At 53.7% G+C, this 15,332-nt stretch carries 16 protein-coding genes; 9 read left to right on the top strand and 7 right to left on the bottom strand.

The window, feature by feature from the left end:
- Nucleotides 1-16: 16 nt before the first annotated feature.
- On the bottom strand, nt 17-595 hold the full coding sequence (locus L1F30_RS03595) for a sigma-70 family RNA polymerase sigma factor (protein WP_253359512.1): 579 nt from the start codon (nt 593-595) through the stop codon (nt 17-19).
- A 382-nt stretch (nt 596-977) separates the two neighbouring features.
- Here L1F30_RS03595 and L1F30_RS03600 point away from each other — a divergent pair, with 382 nt between their 5' ends.
- The 8 genes from L1F30_RS03600 (at nt 978) to L1F30_RS03635 (ending at nt 7,367) form a co-directional block, all read left to right on the top strand.
- Entirely contained in the window at nt 978-1,430 is a 453-nt protein-coding gene (locus L1F30_RS03600) for a nuclear transport factor 2 family protein (RefSeq protein ID WP_253359514.1), read from the top strand.
- On the top strand, nt 1,427-2,194 hold the full coding sequence (locus L1F30_RS03605; RefSeq protein WP_253359516.1) for an SDR family oxidoreductase: 768 nt from the start codon (nt 1,427-1,429) through the stop codon (nt 2,192-2,194). Before L1F30_RS03600 ends, L1F30_RS03605 begins: the two co-directional genes overlap by 4 nt.
- A gap of 83 nt (nt 2,195-2,277) precedes the next feature.
- Nucleotides 2,278-3,540 carry an NAD(P)/FAD-dependent oxidoreductase gene (locus L1F30_RS03610; protein WP_253359518.1) on the top strand — a complete coding sequence of 421 codons (1,263 nt, stop codon included), beginning with the start codon at nt 2,278-2,280 and terminating at the stop codon, nt 3,538-3,540.
- Nucleotides 3,540-4,409, top strand: coding sequence for a DUF1365 domain-containing protein (locus L1F30_RS03615; RefSeq protein ID WP_253359520.1), 870 nt, complete (start codon nt 3,540-3,542; stop codon nt 4,407-4,409). The genes L1F30_RS03610 and L1F30_RS03615 overlap by 1 nt, the downstream gene beginning before the upstream one ends.
- 11 nt (nt 4,410-4,420) lie before the next feature.
- Complete coding sequence (locus L1F30_RS03620) at nt 4,421-5,746, top strand: cyclopropane-fatty-acyl-phospholipid synthase family protein (protein WP_253359521.1); 1,326 nt, start codon at nt 4,421-4,423, stop codon at nt 5,744-5,746.
- Nucleotides 5,736-6,260: a DUF2878 domain-containing protein gene (locus L1F30_RS03625; protein WP_253359523.1), complete on the top strand. Its 525-nt coding sequence runs from the start codon at nt 5,736-5,738 to the stop codon at nt 6,258-6,260. Before L1F30_RS03620 ends, L1F30_RS03625 begins: the two co-directional genes overlap by 11 nt.
- Nucleotides 6,261-6,334: 74 nt before the next feature.
- Nucleotides 6,335-7,042 carry an AzlC family ABC transporter permease gene (locus L1F30_RS03630; protein ID WP_253359525.1) on the top strand — a complete coding sequence of 236 codons (708 nt, stop codon included), beginning with the start codon at nt 6,335-6,337 and terminating at the stop codon, nt 7,040-7,042.
- Nucleotides 7,035-7,367: an AzlD domain-containing protein gene (locus tag L1F30_RS03635; protein ID WP_253359527.1), complete on the top strand. Its 333-nt coding sequence runs from the start codon at nt 7,035-7,037 to the stop codon at nt 7,365-7,367. The genes L1F30_RS03630 and L1F30_RS03635 overlap by 8 nt, the downstream gene beginning before the upstream one ends.
- 125 nt (nt 7,368-7,492) lie before the next feature.
- Here L1F30_RS03635 and L1F30_RS03640 read toward each other — a convergent pair whose 3' ends face one another.
- Genes L1F30_RS03640 through L1F30_RS03655 form a run of 4 tightly spaced genes read right to left on the bottom strand, consistent with a single transcriptional unit; the run spans nt 7,493 to nt 11,212 of the window.
- Nucleotides 7,493-8,791: a TRAP transporter large permease gene (locus L1F30_RS03640; RefSeq protein WP_253359529.1), complete on the bottom strand. Its 1,299-nt coding sequence runs from the start codon at nt 8,789-8,791 to the stop codon at nt 7,493-7,495.
- Between the two features lies 1 nt (nt 8,792).
- Entirely contained in the window at nt 8,793-9,284 is a 492-nt protein-coding gene (locus L1F30_RS03645; protein ID WP_253359531.1) for a TRAP transporter small permease, read from the bottom strand.
- Nucleotides 9,277-10,302: a TRAP transporter substrate-binding protein gene (locus L1F30_RS03650; RefSeq protein ID WP_371922647.1), complete on the bottom strand. Its 1,026-nt coding sequence runs from the start codon at nt 10,300-10,302 to the stop codon at nt 9,277-9,279. The genes L1F30_RS03645 and L1F30_RS03650 overlap by 8 nt, the downstream gene beginning before the upstream one ends.
- Nucleotides 10,295-11,212, bottom strand: a complete 918-nt coding sequence (locus L1F30_RS03655) for a sugar kinase (protein ID WP_253359533.1) — start codon at nt 11,210-11,212, stop codon at nt 10,295-10,297. Before L1F30_RS03655 ends, L1F30_RS03650 begins: the two co-directional genes overlap by 8 nt.
- Before the next feature lie 337 nt (nt 11,213-11,549).
- On the opposite strand from L1F30_RS03655, the gene L1F30_RS03660 reads away from it, so the two are divergent.
- Nucleotides 11,550-12,254 (top strand): FadR/GntR family transcriptional regulator, encoded by a 705-nt coding sequence (locus tag L1F30_RS03660; RefSeq protein WP_253359535.1) that lies wholly within the window; start codon nt 11,550-11,552, stop codon nt 12,252-12,254.
- Between the two features lie 125 nt (nt 12,255-12,379).
- On the opposite strand, the gene L1F30_RS03665 is transcribed toward L1F30_RS03660, so the two are convergent.
- Entirely contained in the window at nt 12,380-13,891 is a 1,512-nt protein-coding gene (locus L1F30_RS03665; RefSeq protein WP_253359537.1) for a mannitol dehydrogenase family protein, read from the bottom strand.
- Nucleotides 13,892-13,896: 5 nt separating this feature from the next.
- Nucleotides 13,897-15,285 carry a glucuronate isomerase gene (gene uxaC / locus L1F30_RS03670; RefSeq protein ID WP_253359544.1) on the bottom strand — a complete coding sequence of 463 codons (1,389 nt, stop codon included), beginning with the start codon at nt 15,283-15,285 and terminating at the stop codon, nt 13,897-13,899.
- Nucleotides 15,286-15,332 lie beyond the last annotated feature (47 nt).

A 15,332-nucleotide genomic window follows, 5' to 3' on the forward strand; every position in this document is an offset into this window, starting at 1 on the left:
CATTGGCATGCCTGCATCACGCGATGGCTTCACGGCCAACCACGTCTTGTAGTTTCTTAAGGGCCAAACGCACGCGCGATTTGACCGTACCCAGTGGCAGTCCTAGCTCGTTAGATACCTCTGAGTGAGATTTGGATTCCATGTAAACTTTTTTCAGTACCAGCGCCTGCTCTTCGGGCAGGGTGGCCAGTGCGCTGGCAACGGTTTGTTGGTCGCGCGCATGCTGCAGTTGGGTGAAGGGGGTTTCGCCTGCTTCATCTTCGTACAGATCATCGGCAATCAGCTCTTCGGTTTCGGCATTGGCCTGGCGGCGCAACCAATCGATGCGGCTGTTTCTGGCAATGGTGTAAAGCCAGGTGGTGGCCGACGACTTGGTACTGTCAAATTGCCTGGCGCGGTTCCACACTTTAATCATCACCTCTTGCACCAGCTCTTCAGCCTGGGCGCCATTGAGGCGCGAGCCCTTCATCAAAAAACCTTTCAGCAGCGGTGAAAAGTGCTGGAAGAAGGTGGCAAAGCTCTGGCGGCAGCGCTGTTCGGCAATTCGGGTGAGCGCAAGGCTCCACTGGTCATCCCGCTGGGGGGCGTCATTCACAGGCGATCTCCGGTGCGCAGTGCGAGGGTCTGGGCCCTCTTTGGGGCGCATGGTTCTGGGCTTAGTGGCCATCATAGTCTGGCTATTCCTCAGATGCTACTTGTGCGCTGGGCGCGGATTGGGCTCGCCTGTGCTATGCCCGTTTGTACACTGTTACGGCCAGCAGCCTCGGCCGGATCACAGGCAGATTCATTCTGGCTACAAGAATTGTGGCTTGGGTGGTCTATATATAAAAGAAGCAGTGAAAGCGCGGGTAGATTTCCCGGGTTACAGCTAATGGCCGGCTATTTGCAGGTGATCCAGCGCAGCCACCGGCTCGTAATTCAGGCCAACGCGCGGCAAGATCCATGCATTACCCGTCATCGGGTTAAGGAGATTGAAGTTGGACGATTTAATCAAAAAATTCAAGGCGTGCTATAGCCAGTTTTCGCTCACCAGCGTGGGCATGCTGCCTGCGATCTACGCGCCCGAGGCCGAGTTCATAGACCCGGTGCACAAGGTACAGGGCCTGAATGCCATTGAAGCCTACTTCACCGACATGTGCCAAGGCCTCAATCGTTGCGAGTTCCAGTTTGAATCCATTGTAAAAGACGGCGATCAGGTGTGTATCCGCTGGTGCATGACCTTCGAGCACCCGAGGTTGCAAGGTGGCGCCCCGGTGAGTGTGCCGGGTGTGAGCTGGCTTTGGGTAGCCAATGGCCGCGTGGTGCGCCATGAAGACCATTACGATATGGGTGCAATGCTGTATGAGCAGCTTCCTCTGCTTGGGCGAGTGATTCGCTATTTGCGCAAGCGCCTGGCCGTCACCCAGAAACCCGAGGCGCAATTGGCATGATTAGCGGCAAAACCGTGTGGGTAACCGGCGCTTCGGCGGGCATTGGCAAGGCCATCAGCGAGCAGTTGCTGCAGTGGGGCAACCATGTGATTGCCAGTGGCCGCAACCGCGAGGCCTTGCAGGCATTGCAAGGGGCGCGCCCGGGCCAGCTGTCTATCTTGCCCTTTGATGTTAGCGATACGGCGGCGCTTTCTGCGGTGCAACAGCAAATGGCGGCCATCACGGATTTTATCGACATTGCCATATTTAATGCCGGCACCTGCGAATACGTGGATTTACCCAAGCTTGAGCCCGCCATGTTCGAGCGGGTGTTTGCCACTAATGTGCAGGGCGTTGTGAATAGCCTGCACCTGGCCTTGCCCTTGTTGCGCCGTGCCCGCGCCGGGCAGGTGGTAGCGGTTTCAAGCCTTTCATCATTGCTGCCCTTCCCCCGTGCCGAGGCCTACGGCGCCAGCAAAGCGGCGCTGGATTACCTGATGAGCACGCTGCGCATTGATCTGTTGCCCTTCAAGGTTGCGGTGACCGTGGTGCAGCCGGGTTTTGTGGCAACTCCGCTGACCGACAAAAACGATTTTCCCATGCCCGGCTTAATGAGCGCCCAGGCGGCAGCCGATGAAATTTTGTGGGCGGTAAGTAAGCGCAAGCGGGTGCATCGCTTTCCCAAGCGGCTTGCTTGGCCCTTGCGATTTTTTCAGGCATTGCGGCCTGTGTGGGATAAATTCATCGCCCCGGGCATGCAGCGCAAACCGAAAACCTTGTACTGATTATTTTTGGGAACTTCTATTTTTCTTGTATTCAATGTATTCGCTGTTGCAGGCGCTAATGCCCTACAGCTTAAGGAGCGTGTGTGAACATAGCCATTATCGGCAGCGGCATTTCCAGCTTAACGGCGGCCTACTTGCTGGCGCGCAAACACAATGTAACGGTGTTTGAATCAGATACCCGCATAGGCGGCCACACCGCCACCAAAACCGTGACACTGGGAGATGAAACCCACAATATTGATACAGGTTTTATTGTGTTTAACGATTGGACCTACCCCAACTTTATCCGCTTGATGAAAGAGCTGGGGGTGGCCTCGCGCCCCACCGAAATGAGCTACAGCGTGACCGATGATACCTCGGGCATGGAGTACAGCGGCACAAATTTAAATACCTTGTTTGCCCAGCGCTCGAATTTGGTGAGCCCGCGTTTTTGGGGCATGCTGCAAGATATTATGCGGTTTAATCGCGAATCCGTTGACGATTGGCAAAATGCGCGCATTGAACCCAACATGAGCCTGCGCGATTATCTAGCGGCCAACCGCTATGGCGAGAAATTTATTCACCACTATTTAGTGCCTATGGGGGCTGCTATCTGGTCTTCCGGCGACGAGGTAATGCTGGATTTCCCCGCGGTATTTTTTATTCGCTTTTTCCACAATCACGGTTTGTTGAGCGTGACTAATCGCCCGCAATGGCATACGTTAATTGGCGGTTCTAAAGCCTACCTTGAACCGCTTACCGCACCCTTCAGGCAAAACATCCACACCGGCACCAAAATTACCGGCATTACCCGCGCCAAAGACAATGTGACCCTCACCTTTGCCGACCACAGCACCCAGGTGTTTGATCAGGTGGTGATTGGTACCCACTCCAACCAGGCACTTGCGCTATTGGCAGATGCAAGTGCGGCAGAGCAACACATACTGGGCGCCATTCCCTATCAGCCCAACGAGGTGGTATTGCACACAGATACCCGCCAGCTGCCGAGCCGCAAACTGGCCTGGGCCAGCTGGAATACCCGCCTGATAGCCACCCGCATGGGTGAACCGCACGCCAAACCGGTGCTGACTTACAACATGAATATTTTGCAGGGGCTCGAGTCTGATCATACCTTTTGCGTTACGTTAAACCGCACCCACGCCATAGCGCCCGAAAAAATCCTGGGCATATACCATTACGACCATCCGGTGTTTACAGCAGCAGGCACACAGGCGCAAGGCCAATGGCAAGACATCAATGGTGTGCAGCGTACCTGGTTTTGCGGCGCTTACTGGGCCAATGGTTTTCATGAAGATGGCGTGGTGAGTGGTATGCGGGTGGCAGAAGCGCTGGGGTGTGGCTGGTAATGGCCAACCCCCTTTCGCAACTGGCCAGTGGCATCTACAGCGGGCGGCTCATGCATGCGCGCTGGGCGCCTAAGGCCCACCAGTTTCAATACAAAGTGTTCATGGCGTATCTGGACCTTGATGAACTGGATGCACTGTGCGCGCGCTCACCCTTTTGGTCTTGCACTCGGGCCGCATTATTTTGGATTCGTCGCCAGGATTACTTCGGCGACCCGGCTATCTCCCTAAAACAGGCTGTGCATAACAAAGTGCACGCGGCGCTCGGGTTTCGCCCAATGGGCCCCGTGCGCATGCTCACCAACCCCCGCTGCTTTGGTGTGCGCATGAATCCCATTACTGTGTTTTACGTTTTCGATAAAAAGGGTGAACAGCTTGAGGCGGTGCTTGCAGAGGTTACCAACACGCCGTGGGATAAACGCCATGTGTATGTGCTCGATTACCGCGCAGCTGCTGTGAATCAATGGGTAACCTTTGGCAAAGAGCTGCATGTGTCACCCTTTATGCCACTCAGCCAATATTATCGTTGGAAGACACATCTGCCCGGTGATGATGTGCGTATCTTATTGCAGAATTTTGCAGTGGGCGAGGCGCAGCCTGAGGAGGTTGCACGCACCCGCAAAGTGTTTGAAGCGCAGCTTGCGCTGGTGCGTGAGCCGGCCACAAGCCGGGTGCTTAACAGTTTGGTGCTACGCTTTCCCTGGATGACATTGAAAGTTGCGGCAGCCATCTATTGGCAGGCACTCAAGTTGTGGTTAAAAGGGGCAAAGTTTTACAGCTACCAAGAGCCCGATGCCCCTGCGCAAAAGGCAAGCACGCCGCCCACTGTGCCGGTGACAACGAATAATACGAACAACTTACCAAATAACTAGCAGGAGGCTTCATGGCTTCAGTAAACAAGGCGACCAGTACGCGTGCGGATCTCGTGGCACACCAAGCGGTTTCAAACAAACCCCGTGCCGCCAGATCATTGAGTACTACGCAGCGCCTGAGTAAACGCCTGGTGCTGAAGGCACTTGCGCAATTAAACCAAGGGCACCTGGTAATAGAAGACCGTGGCGAGCGCCAGTGCTTCGGTGATTCCCGGTCGAATCTGCACGGCGTGGTGCATGTGCACGACCCGGAGTTCTATGTGGCGCTGCTCACCTCAGGCACCGTGGGTGCGGGCGAGGCCTATATGCAGGGCCACTGGAGCAGCCCAGATTTGGTAGGCGTGGTGCGCGTGATGAGCGCCAACCTCGATACCACCAATGGCCTTGATAGCGGTTGGACAAATATCAAAAGCCTGGCACTTAAAGGCTTTCACTGGCTGCGGGAAAATTCGCGCAAGGGTTCGCGTAAAAATATTGCCGCACATTACGATCTCGGCAACGATTTTTTCAAGTTGTTTTTGGATTCTTCCATGATGTATTCGGCGGCGGTGTTCGAATCGCCCGAGGCAACCCTCGAGCAAGCGGCCTTCGCCAAGCTCGATCGCATCTGCCAGCGTTTGCAGCTCAAAGCCAACGATCACCTGCTGGAAATCGGCACCGGTTGGGGCGGTATGGCCATTCACGCGGCCAAGCACTATGGCTGTAGGGTTACCACCACCACCATTTCCAAAGAGCAATACGAATACGCCCGCGCTTGGGTTGCCCGTGAAGGTTTGCAAGATCGCATAACCTTGCTGCTGGAAGATTACCGCGACCTCAAGGGCCAATACGACAAGCTGGTATCCATTGAGATGATAGAGGCGGTGGGGCACAAGTATTACCCCACCTATTTTGCCGCCTGTTCACGGCTGTTAAAACCCGAGGGCCTGATGCTTATCCAGGCCATTACCATTGCCGATCAACGCTTTGATTTTGCCAATCGCAATGTGGATTTTATTCAGCGTTATATTTTCCCGGGCGGCGCGCTACCCTCGGTTAGCGTTATCGCTGATTGCCTGCGCAACCACACCGACATGCAGTTGGTGGGCATGGAGGAAATAGGCCTGCACTACGCCGAAACCCTGGCCCACTGGCGCACCCGGTTTTGGGCCGCCATCGACAAGGTGCGCGCCTGCGGGTTTGATGAGGTGTTTGTGCGCATGTGGGATTTCTATTTAGGTTATTGTGAGGGAGGCTTCCGCGAGCGCGCCATTGGCACGGGCCAATTACTCATGGCCAAGCCTGCAGCCCGCAATTTGCCAGGCCTGCTGCCTTTGCCTGAATCACGTGCACGATAAAAGGCCCGCACAGCGCACACGCCTGATTGCCAATGCGCTGCTGTTTCAGCTGGGGTGGTGGGCCATTGTGCTCACCCACAACCTCTATTCATTATTCATTATTGCAATTTATCTGGCGGTGCATTTTTGGCTCTTGGCCGAGCACCGCGTGCGTGAGGCTGTGTTTATTGCACTGGCAACCTGCTTGGGCGCGCTGGTTGATTTATTGTGGTTCAAGCTCGGCATATTACAGGCAGAGGGCGGCTACCCCCTTTGGCTGTTAGCCCTTTGGCCCTTGTTTTTATCAACCCTTTACCACAGCCTGGCGTGGCTTGGCGGGCAATGGTTGTGGGCCGCCTTGCTGGGCGCGGTATTTGCGCCTTTGTCTTACTGGGGGGGCGTGGCCTTTACACCGGTAAGCTTTGCTGACCCCTGGCTTTCAACCCTTGCGCTGGGTGCATTCTGGTTGGTTTATCTGCCTGCGTGCTTTAAGTTTAAGCAGTATCTGAGTGCCTCCACCGCGTTCAGGTTTTAGGCAGTGGCGGGTATTTGCTATTGTGCTTAAGTGAGCGCCACCCGTCTTGTGGCTGAATACTTAAGAGAACCTTCATGGAAAACCTGATTCGGCGTGCATTCTTGCAGGGTATGTACGATTGCAGCCCGTTCATTTTGGTTATTGCCCCTTTTGGCCTGCTGTTTGGTGTAGTGGCTGCAGAGGCGGGGTTAAACCTGCTTGAAACCCTGGGCATGACAGTGTTGGTAATCGCCGGCGCCTCGCAATTTACGGCGCTTGCACTGCTCACAGAGCAGGCACCCACCTTCATTGTGATTGCCGCAGCCTTGGCTGTGAACCTGCGCATGGCGATGTATTCGGCCGCACTGGTACCGCACCTCGGCGCTGCCTCGCTTAAAATGCGCGCGCTGGCGGCCTACTTCATGGTGGATCAATCCTTTGCGGTGGCCATAAAAAAATATGAAGCAGAGCAGGGCTTTTCTCTTTCACAAAAGCTTGCCTATTACTTTGGCTGCGCTGCAATAATTTGCCCTTTCTGGTATGGCTGCTCGGCACTCGGCGCTCTGGTGGGGCAGGCCATTCCCAAATCCTATTCGCTGGATTTTGCCATTCCCATTTGTTTTATTGCGCTGGTTGCCCCCATGCTCAGAAGCCTGCCGCATTTAATTGCCGCACTTGTATCTGTGTTGTGCGCGCTGTTGCTCGCGTGGATGCCCTATAACCTTTGGCTGCTGGTGGCGGCCATTATTGCCATGGCCGCCGGTGCGCAATCAGAGCGCTGGCTGGAGGTGCGCCGTGGCTAATGTAGATACTGGCACCTTGTGGTTGGTTATTGTTGCCTTGGGTGTGGGTACTTATTTAATTCGGTTTTCTTTCTTGGGCATTGTGGGCAATCGCCCGATACCTGAGTGGGTGCAGCGCCATTTGCGCTATGTGGCCGTGGCGGTTTTGCCTGCGCTGATTACGCCACTGGTTATTTGGCCGCCGGCCACCGGCGGCGAAACAGATCCGGCAAGGCTTGTTGCGGCGCTGGCAGCCTTTGCTGTGGGTATGCGGTTTAATTCGGTAATGGGCGCCGTGGGCCTGGGAATGGCCACGCTGTATGGCATGCAATATTTGCTGGGATGATGAGTGATGCCCGGCCAGTATATTTTCAATAAAAAAACCGGCTGACTAACACACTGACTGCTTTAGGGGAAACCCAAAACCTATCAATATGCCAGCGCCGGCAAGGTGCAAAAAATGTTGGCCGTTTAAATAAGGCCGAGCAATCCAGGTAGCCATTCGCTGAGTTGAGGCACCAGGGTTACCAGTGCTAATCCAACCAGCATGGCAAGGTAGAGGGGGATAATCGGTTTGATAATGTCGGCAATACTGACTTTCCCAATACTGCATCCTACAAACAGCACGCTGCCAACCGGAGGCGTACATAGCCCGATGGACAAATTTAAGATCATCATAATGCCGAAGTGCAATGGCGACATGCCCAGTGTTTCAGCTACCGGTAGCAGTATGGGCGTGAATATTAATACCGCCGGTGTCATATCCATGAATGTACCGATTACCAGCAACAGGCAATTGATAATTAACAGAATAACGGCTTCATTTTCGGTAAGTGCCAGCAGCCCCGCGCTAATAAACTGAGGGATAGTCGCAAAAGAGAGCAACCAAGACATAGCCGCAGATGCGCCAATGAGCAACATGACAATAGCGGTGGTAACTACCGACTTCGCTAAAATTGCCGGCAGGTCTTGCCAGCTGATTTCACGGTATATGCCTACCGACAGTGCAAGTGCATAAAGTACTGCAATTGCACCTGCCTCTGTGGGTGTGAACCAGCCTAAAATAATGCCGCCAATTACCAGAAATATGAGAGCAAGGCTCGGTAGGGCGCCCAGTAATCCTTTGCGCACTGAAACCAGCACCAGGCTTGCCCGCGGCTGTATACCGCTGCGCTTTACGTAGATCAAAGCGGCCGCCATTAACAGCCCGGCGATTAACAGCCCGGGTAGATAGCCCGCAATAAACAAGGCTGCAATAGATACCCCACCGCTGGCCAACGAATACACAATAAGAATGTTGCTGGGTGGAATCAGCATGCCTGTGGTTGAGGCGGTAACCGTAACGGCTGTGCTGAATGCCTTGGGGTAGCCTTCGCGGTTCATTGCCGGAATCATGAAGCCGCCAATGGCAGATGTTGCAGCCACAGCCGAGCCGGAAATAGAGCCAAACAGGGCACAGGCAATGATATTTACAAAAGCAAGGCCGCCCGGTAAGCGCCCCACAATTGACAGGGCAAAATCAATGAGGCGGCGTGCTATACCGCCTTGCCCCATCAGGTAGCCCGATAAAATAAAAAATGGAATAGCCAAAAGCGCAAAGCTATCTATACCTGCACTGAGCCTTTGGGCGATGGTTGTCACCGCTGGCAGTGGGTCTATGGTAACCAGCAGTGATGCCAGCGTCGCCAGACCAATAGCAATGGCAATGGGCACATTGATGGCCAGTAAGATAAAAAAGCACAGTATTAAAACCAGGGTTGTCAGTGCCATGTTATTCGGCTCCAGTAGGCGTGCTTGGGTGCAACATGGCCTCTGCACTGTAGAGGCACATTAACAATCCGCTTAAGGGTAAAACTGCATAGATTGCCGCCATGGGAAGCCCGAGTGACGGAGAAATCTGGCCTAGATCCCAAGTCAGTAGCATGAGGTTTCCGCCACCAATGATAAAAATACTCACGGCAAATACCGCGCAAAGTGCATGCACCAGAATGTGCAGTCGCTGCTGTGCCTGGGCGCTTGTTTTTTGGGTGAGCAGGTCGATCCCCAAGTGCATTTTTTGGCGATAGGCGTGCACTGCGCCCAGTAAACCAATCCAAATCAATAGAAAGCGCGCCAGCTCTTCTGTTACCGAGCTGGGTACGCTGAGTGCATAACGGGTGAGTACTTGCCAGCTTACCGTAAGCACCAGTAGGGCTAGCAGTGCACTCAAAAAGTGCGACAGGTATTGATCTATGGGCCGACACAAAGCAGCGAGGCTAGTCATGTTTATGCTCCTCCAGAGGACGGGTGGCCAATGCATTGATTCTTGAAATAAGGTGAGCCAATTCTGTTTGCTCTGCCAAATAATCTGCAACACTCAATTTAAATGTGGATTTATCGGGGTAAATAACTTCAACGCCTGCAGCGGTTACCGCAGCGAGTGCCTCCTGGGTGGCTTCGGCCCAAAGGGTACGTTGATACTCGCTTGATGACTGCATCGCTTGTTGCAGCCAGGTTTGCTGCTGTGGGTTCAATTGCTCCCAGGCATGGGTGCCGATCACAATCACATCCGGAATCGTTGTGTGTTCATCCAAGGTGTAAAATTTTGAAACTTCATAGTGTTTAGAAAGGTAGAAGCTTGGGGGGTTGTTCTCTGCGCCATCTACAACACCCTGTTGTAGGGCCGTATAGAGCTCGCCCCAGGAAACCGGCGTGGCAGAGCCACCCATGGCGCGCACCATATTTACCGCACTCTGGCTATTCATTACGCGTATTTTTAAACCCGCTAAATCTTTAGGGCTGTGAATGGGCGCATGGGTGGCGTAAAAACTGCGGCTGCCTGCATCATAGTAGCCCAGTCCGCGAATGCGATAGGGTGTGCCGGCGGCAAGTAATTCCTGGCCAAGGGGTGACTCCAGCGTGTGCCAGAAGTGGCGGTTATCCTGAAACAAATAGGGCAGGCTAAAAAGCTTCATTTGCGGTACGAAGGCCTCAAGTGAGCTGGCCGAAACTTTGGTCATCGCAAGGCTACCGATCTGTAGCAGTTCAATCACTTCGCGTTCGCTGCCTAGCTGGCCTGAGGAATATATCTGCAGTTGCATTTGCCCATTCGAGCGCTGCTGCAGATCTTTATTCATGTATTCAAGCGCCAGGTGTACGGGGTGCCTGTTATCTAATCCATGGGCGACAGTGAGTGAAACAGTAGTTTGCTTGTCGCCACATCCAACAAGTAACAGTGCAGCCATTGCCAGAGAAATTTGCCTGAAAACAACGCAGAGATGGTGCAAGGGTTGGCTAGTCATGGGCGAGCGCTCCTTGAAAGATAGCTTTGGGCACAATGGCGCCGGGGTGTTGAATGACCAAAGCCGCGCAACAGGCGCCCTGCAGCACGGCCTCTTCCGGCGATTCGTTTACCAGGCGCGCAGCAAGATAACCCCCATTAAAGGAGTCGCCTGCAGCGGTGGTGTCTAGCGGTTTTACGCGGGTTGGCACCGGCAAGGTACGGTGTACTTCCGGCGTGTATAAGCGGCTGCCCTCCACCCCTTGTTTCACGACTATTTCGTTGCAGCCGTGGGCACGGTAGCGACTGATGCATTGATCGGCCGTTTGCGGCCCCCAAAGCAACACTTCGTCGTCCAGGCTTGGCAGTGCTATGTCGGTTAAATCCAGCATGGCGCCAATCACTGCCTGCGCCTGTTGTGCATTGGGCCAATTGCGTGGGCGGTAGTTGATGTCGAATGCCACCCGGCCGCCTTGGGCACGAAATTGCGCCAGCGCCTTAAATAGCAGTGATCGCGCCTTGTCTGAGTAGAGCGACAAGCTGATACCACTAAGGTAAATGATGTCGTAATCGCTAAAGGAGCGAAGTAGCTCGGGCGCCAGATCAAACAGGTCCCTGGCGGGCGAGTTTTCACGCCAGTAGTGAAATTGCCGTTCACCCTCTGCATCGGTTTCAATGAGGTAGAGCCCCGGTGTGCGCCCGGGCATCTGCAATACATGCCGGGTGCCAATGCCTTCTTGCTGCCACTGGCTGATCATTGCATTTGAGAAACGGTCGGTGCCAAGTGCTGTGAGGTAATCTACCTCGGCGCCAAAACGCGCAAGGTAAACGGCAGTGTTTAGCGTATCGCCTGCGTACCCAAGGGCGAAACTGTCGGAATTATTAGGCGCAAGCTCAATCATGCATTCGCCCAATGCGGCTATTTTCGGCATATCTATGGCTTCGAGTTATTGTTTGTTTGCCAACCCGGTAATCTTGGCTCAGAGGGTGGCAATCATCATTAATTGGTCATGCCACTTGACCATAGTAATGGGAAACCGGGGCCCAAATCAACCCGATGCTTCTATATTCTGCTGTAATTGGCTAGTATGTCGCCTGCAGGGGGACTGATGGTCAGATAGATTTTAGAAGGGGTTTCTGGCCCTCTAAAGAGCAGATCCCAATGATTATTATCCGGGTGGCGTGCCGTTGCCGTGAGCCAGTTGCAGTGGCTTGCGGTTGATGAGAACTAACCAGTTGCCGTTTCCCATTGATCGGAGCACTAATGCAGTGGAATTGCAAACAGTAAAAGCCGAGCGTTTGTATTTAAAAGTGGCAGAACAATTATCAGGCTTAATTGCCGACGGCTCTATCAAGCCCGGTGATCGCCTTCCCTCTGAGCGGGTATTGGCCGATAAGCTAGGTGTAAGCCGCCCGACGATTCGCGAGGCTATGATTGCCCTGGAAATTTCAGGGGTGATTGAAATTCGTACAGGCTCTGGTATTTACGCAACCAAGAAACAGGCGCAGCAGCCACAGCTGGAGCTGGGTGACAAAGGCGTAGGTCCGTTCGAGATATTGGAAATTCGATTTATCGTAGAGTCGGAAGCCTGTGCGCTGGCCGCTGCGCGTATTACGCCCGAACAAGTGGCCGCATTGAAAGTGGCGCTGGCTGAAATGGAAGAGGAAGAGAAACGGCCCGATGCCTCAGAGCAGGCAGATTGGAAATTCCACCGCATCATTGCCGAAGCTACGCAAAATAGCGCCGTAATCAGTATTGTGAACTGGTTGTGGGAGTTACGTAATAAATCTGAACTGAGCACTGCCTTTATGGAGCGCTTGCGCGGTGGTGGCGTGCACCCTTCAATTGAAGATCACAAGAAAATTATTTTGGCGCTGGAGCAACGCAACCCAGAAAAGGCCCGTGCTGCAATGCGCAACCATATTGATAACGCCACTACAGCAGCGGCGACCTACTTTGGTAAAACAGAATAGGGCAATTGATTCTGTGGCGGCTTGCTGCCCAAAACTGCCTGTTTATCAGGGGCTCTGGAAAAAAGTAAAACAAGTATTATTGATCTAACGAAACGGCGCCTGAATTGGCGCCTTTTTATTGTTTGCTATTTACATTCGATAGATTGAAGCACAGCCACGGTTTGCTCGTGTAAAAAACGTGTAAAGGCGTGGTGTACCGCGCTAGTAAATTGGGCGTCGTTTAACAGCAGGCTGGGCACAATGCCCGAGTGCGTTAGGAGGGCGATGCTTTGCTCTGTAGTGGGAAAGGCTTTGTTGTCACACTGCTTTGCAATCATATCCAACAGCGCTCTACAGCCCGGATCGTTGACATCATAGCTATCCGATTGCAACCGGCTCTTGGTTAAAAAGGCAAGCCATGCACCTACCAGGGTGGCGATTTGGTGAGTGGGTTTGCCCAATTTTAGAAGCTCGGTGGCAGGCTCGAGTGCGCGTTGCGGTAATTTCTGTGAACCATCGGAGGCCACTTGAGCGCACCGGTAGGGAACCTTTGCATTGGCGAAACGGGCAATCAGTGTTTGGCAGTACTCATCAAGATCCACCCCTTTCAGGCTCGGCAGCGTTGGCCGCATGGCGCTTTGCATCAACTGTTTTACAAAGCCGCGAATGGCCGGGTCGTTTACTGCTTCATGGATGTAGGTATAGCCGGCCAGGTGTCCGAGGTACGCCAAGGCCGAGTGGCTGCCATTAAGTAGTCGCAGTTTCATTTTTTCGTAAGGCGCCACATCGTCCACCACCAGTGCGCCAGCGCTCTGCCAATCCGGTGTGGGTGCCACGAAATTATCTTCAATAATCCACTGCCGAAAGGTTTCGCAGATCAGTGATCCCTCATCTTTGAGACCGGTTTGTTGCTCTATGGCTGCTTGGTGTTCGGCAGTTGTGGCAGGCACTATGCGGTCTACCATGGTATTGCAAAACCCGAGATTGGTTTGAATCCACTCAGCCAAAGCGGAATCTACTAAGCGCGCAGCGCACAACAGTGCGTCGCGTAGCAGCTGGGCATTGTTGGGGAGATTATCGCAGCTCAATACGTTAAAGCCCGCGATCTGATTTTGCATTCGATTGCGAGCGGCCGCCAATAAAAAGCCTATTACTGTGCGCGGGTGTGTAGGGTGTGTGATGTCGTGTTGAATGTCCGGCAGGCTAAGGTCGAGTGATCGGCTGCCGGGTTTCAGGCAATAGCCTTTTTCAGTTACCGTTAGGGTGACATTTGTGGTGGTTTCAGCACTCAGAACATCAATTACCGCCTGCGGATCCTCAGGTGCTACGAGCACTCGCGCTATTGCGCCAATTACCCGCAGGGATTCTGAGTTTTGATCCATCTCCTTTAGCGTATACAGATATTGCTGGGGCGCCATTTTGTCGCGCATTGTGGGGCTGCGCATGCTAACCCCGATGATGCGCCAGGGCCCGCTGCTCCTGGCTAAAATATCGTCGATGTAAACCGCTTGGTGAGCGCGGTGAAAGTTGCCGACGCCCAGGTGCACAATGCCCGCAGTATTGGTTGCGGGGTTGTATGCAGGCACTGAGAGTTTGCCACTGGCGGATGCCTTTGGCGTTGGGCAATCAGATAGAGATTCTAGATTTAACTGGCGCATAAGATTCAGAGCTTGTAAGCACTTTTTGCAAGTGAGTAGGTAAGGGCCTGGGCCAGCTCGCAGGCTTCGCTGTCACTGAGCCTGTGTTCTGCAACCAGTTGCGCGAGGAAGGCGCAATCCATGCGGCGAGCCAGATCGTGCCGCGCCGGGATTGACAGGAATGCACGCGTGTCGTCGTTAAAACCTGCGGTGTTGTAAAAGCCTGCAGTTTCCGTTACCTGCTCCCGATAGCGTCGCATGCCCTCGGGGCTATCGTGAAACCACCAGGCCGGCCCGACTTTCAAGGCGGGATAGTGGCCCGCCAAAGGTGCCAGTTCACGGCTGTAACTGGTTTCGTCCAGCGTAAATACGATCATGGAAAACTTGGGGTCATTGCCGTACTTATTCAGCAGTGGGCGCAAAGCATGAACATATTCCGTTTGCAGCGGAATGTCGGCGCCTTTATCGCGGCCGTGGCTCATAAATAGTGGATTGTTATGGTTTCTATAGCAGCCAGGGTGTAGCTGCATCACTAGGCCATCATCAAGGCTCATTGCGGCCATTTCCGTTAGCATCTGGCCGCGAAACAGGTCTGCCTCTTGTGCGCTTAATGCATTTTTCTGGGCGCGCTGAAACAGGGATTCACACTCGCGCGCAGATAAATCCGCGGTGGTGGCCGTGGCATGGCCATGGTCTGTGGCCGTGGCGCCATGGGCAATAAAGTGTTGTCTGCGCTGGCGCAGCGCTTGAAGATAGCCCTGATATTGGGTGGTATCTTCGCCGGTTAGCTGGCCTAGGGCATGCAAATTGTCAACAAACGCAGGTTGTTCTGGGTCTAGCAAATCGTCTGGCCTGAAGGTGGTGATTACCCGCCCTTGCCAGTCGCTATCGATTATTTTTTTGTGATGCGTTAAAGGGTCAAGTGTGCCTTCGGTAGTGGCCAGTACTTCAATGTTAAAGCGCTCAAACAGTGCTCGTGGCCTGAATGCCTCTGTGGTTAGCTGGTCTTGAATTTTCTGGTAGTAGCGCGAAGCTGATTGATCGCTTAAGGGTTCATCTATTTCAAAGACGTGCTGAAAAACATAGTCGAGCCAAAGCCGCGAAGGGGTGCCGCGAAAAAGATGATAGTGGTGCGCGAAAATCTTCCACACAGCTTCCGGATCGGCGCTGGCGCCAATGCCGAGTGACTTGAGTGGCACACCCTGGCTATATAGCATGCGAAACACATAGTGATCCGGCTGAATCAGGAGTTCTGCAGGGTTGGTAAAGTGTTCATTGTCGGCAAACCAGCGCGGATCCGTATGGCCATGGGGGCTGATAATGGGCAGTGCTTTTACTTGCTGGTATAGCTCGCGGGCTATGGTGCGGGTAGTTGAATCTGCGGGAAACAGCCTGTCTTCATGCAATAGGGCCACGAAATCGCCTCTGCTTTTACGGTTGGATTAATGCCAAGAACCCAATG

The sequence above is a fragment of the Simiduia sp. 21SJ11W-1 genome, from assembly GCF_024138675.1.
Lineage (GTDB): Bacteria > Pseudomonadota > Gammaproteobacteria > Pseudomonadales > Cellvibrionaceae > Simiduia.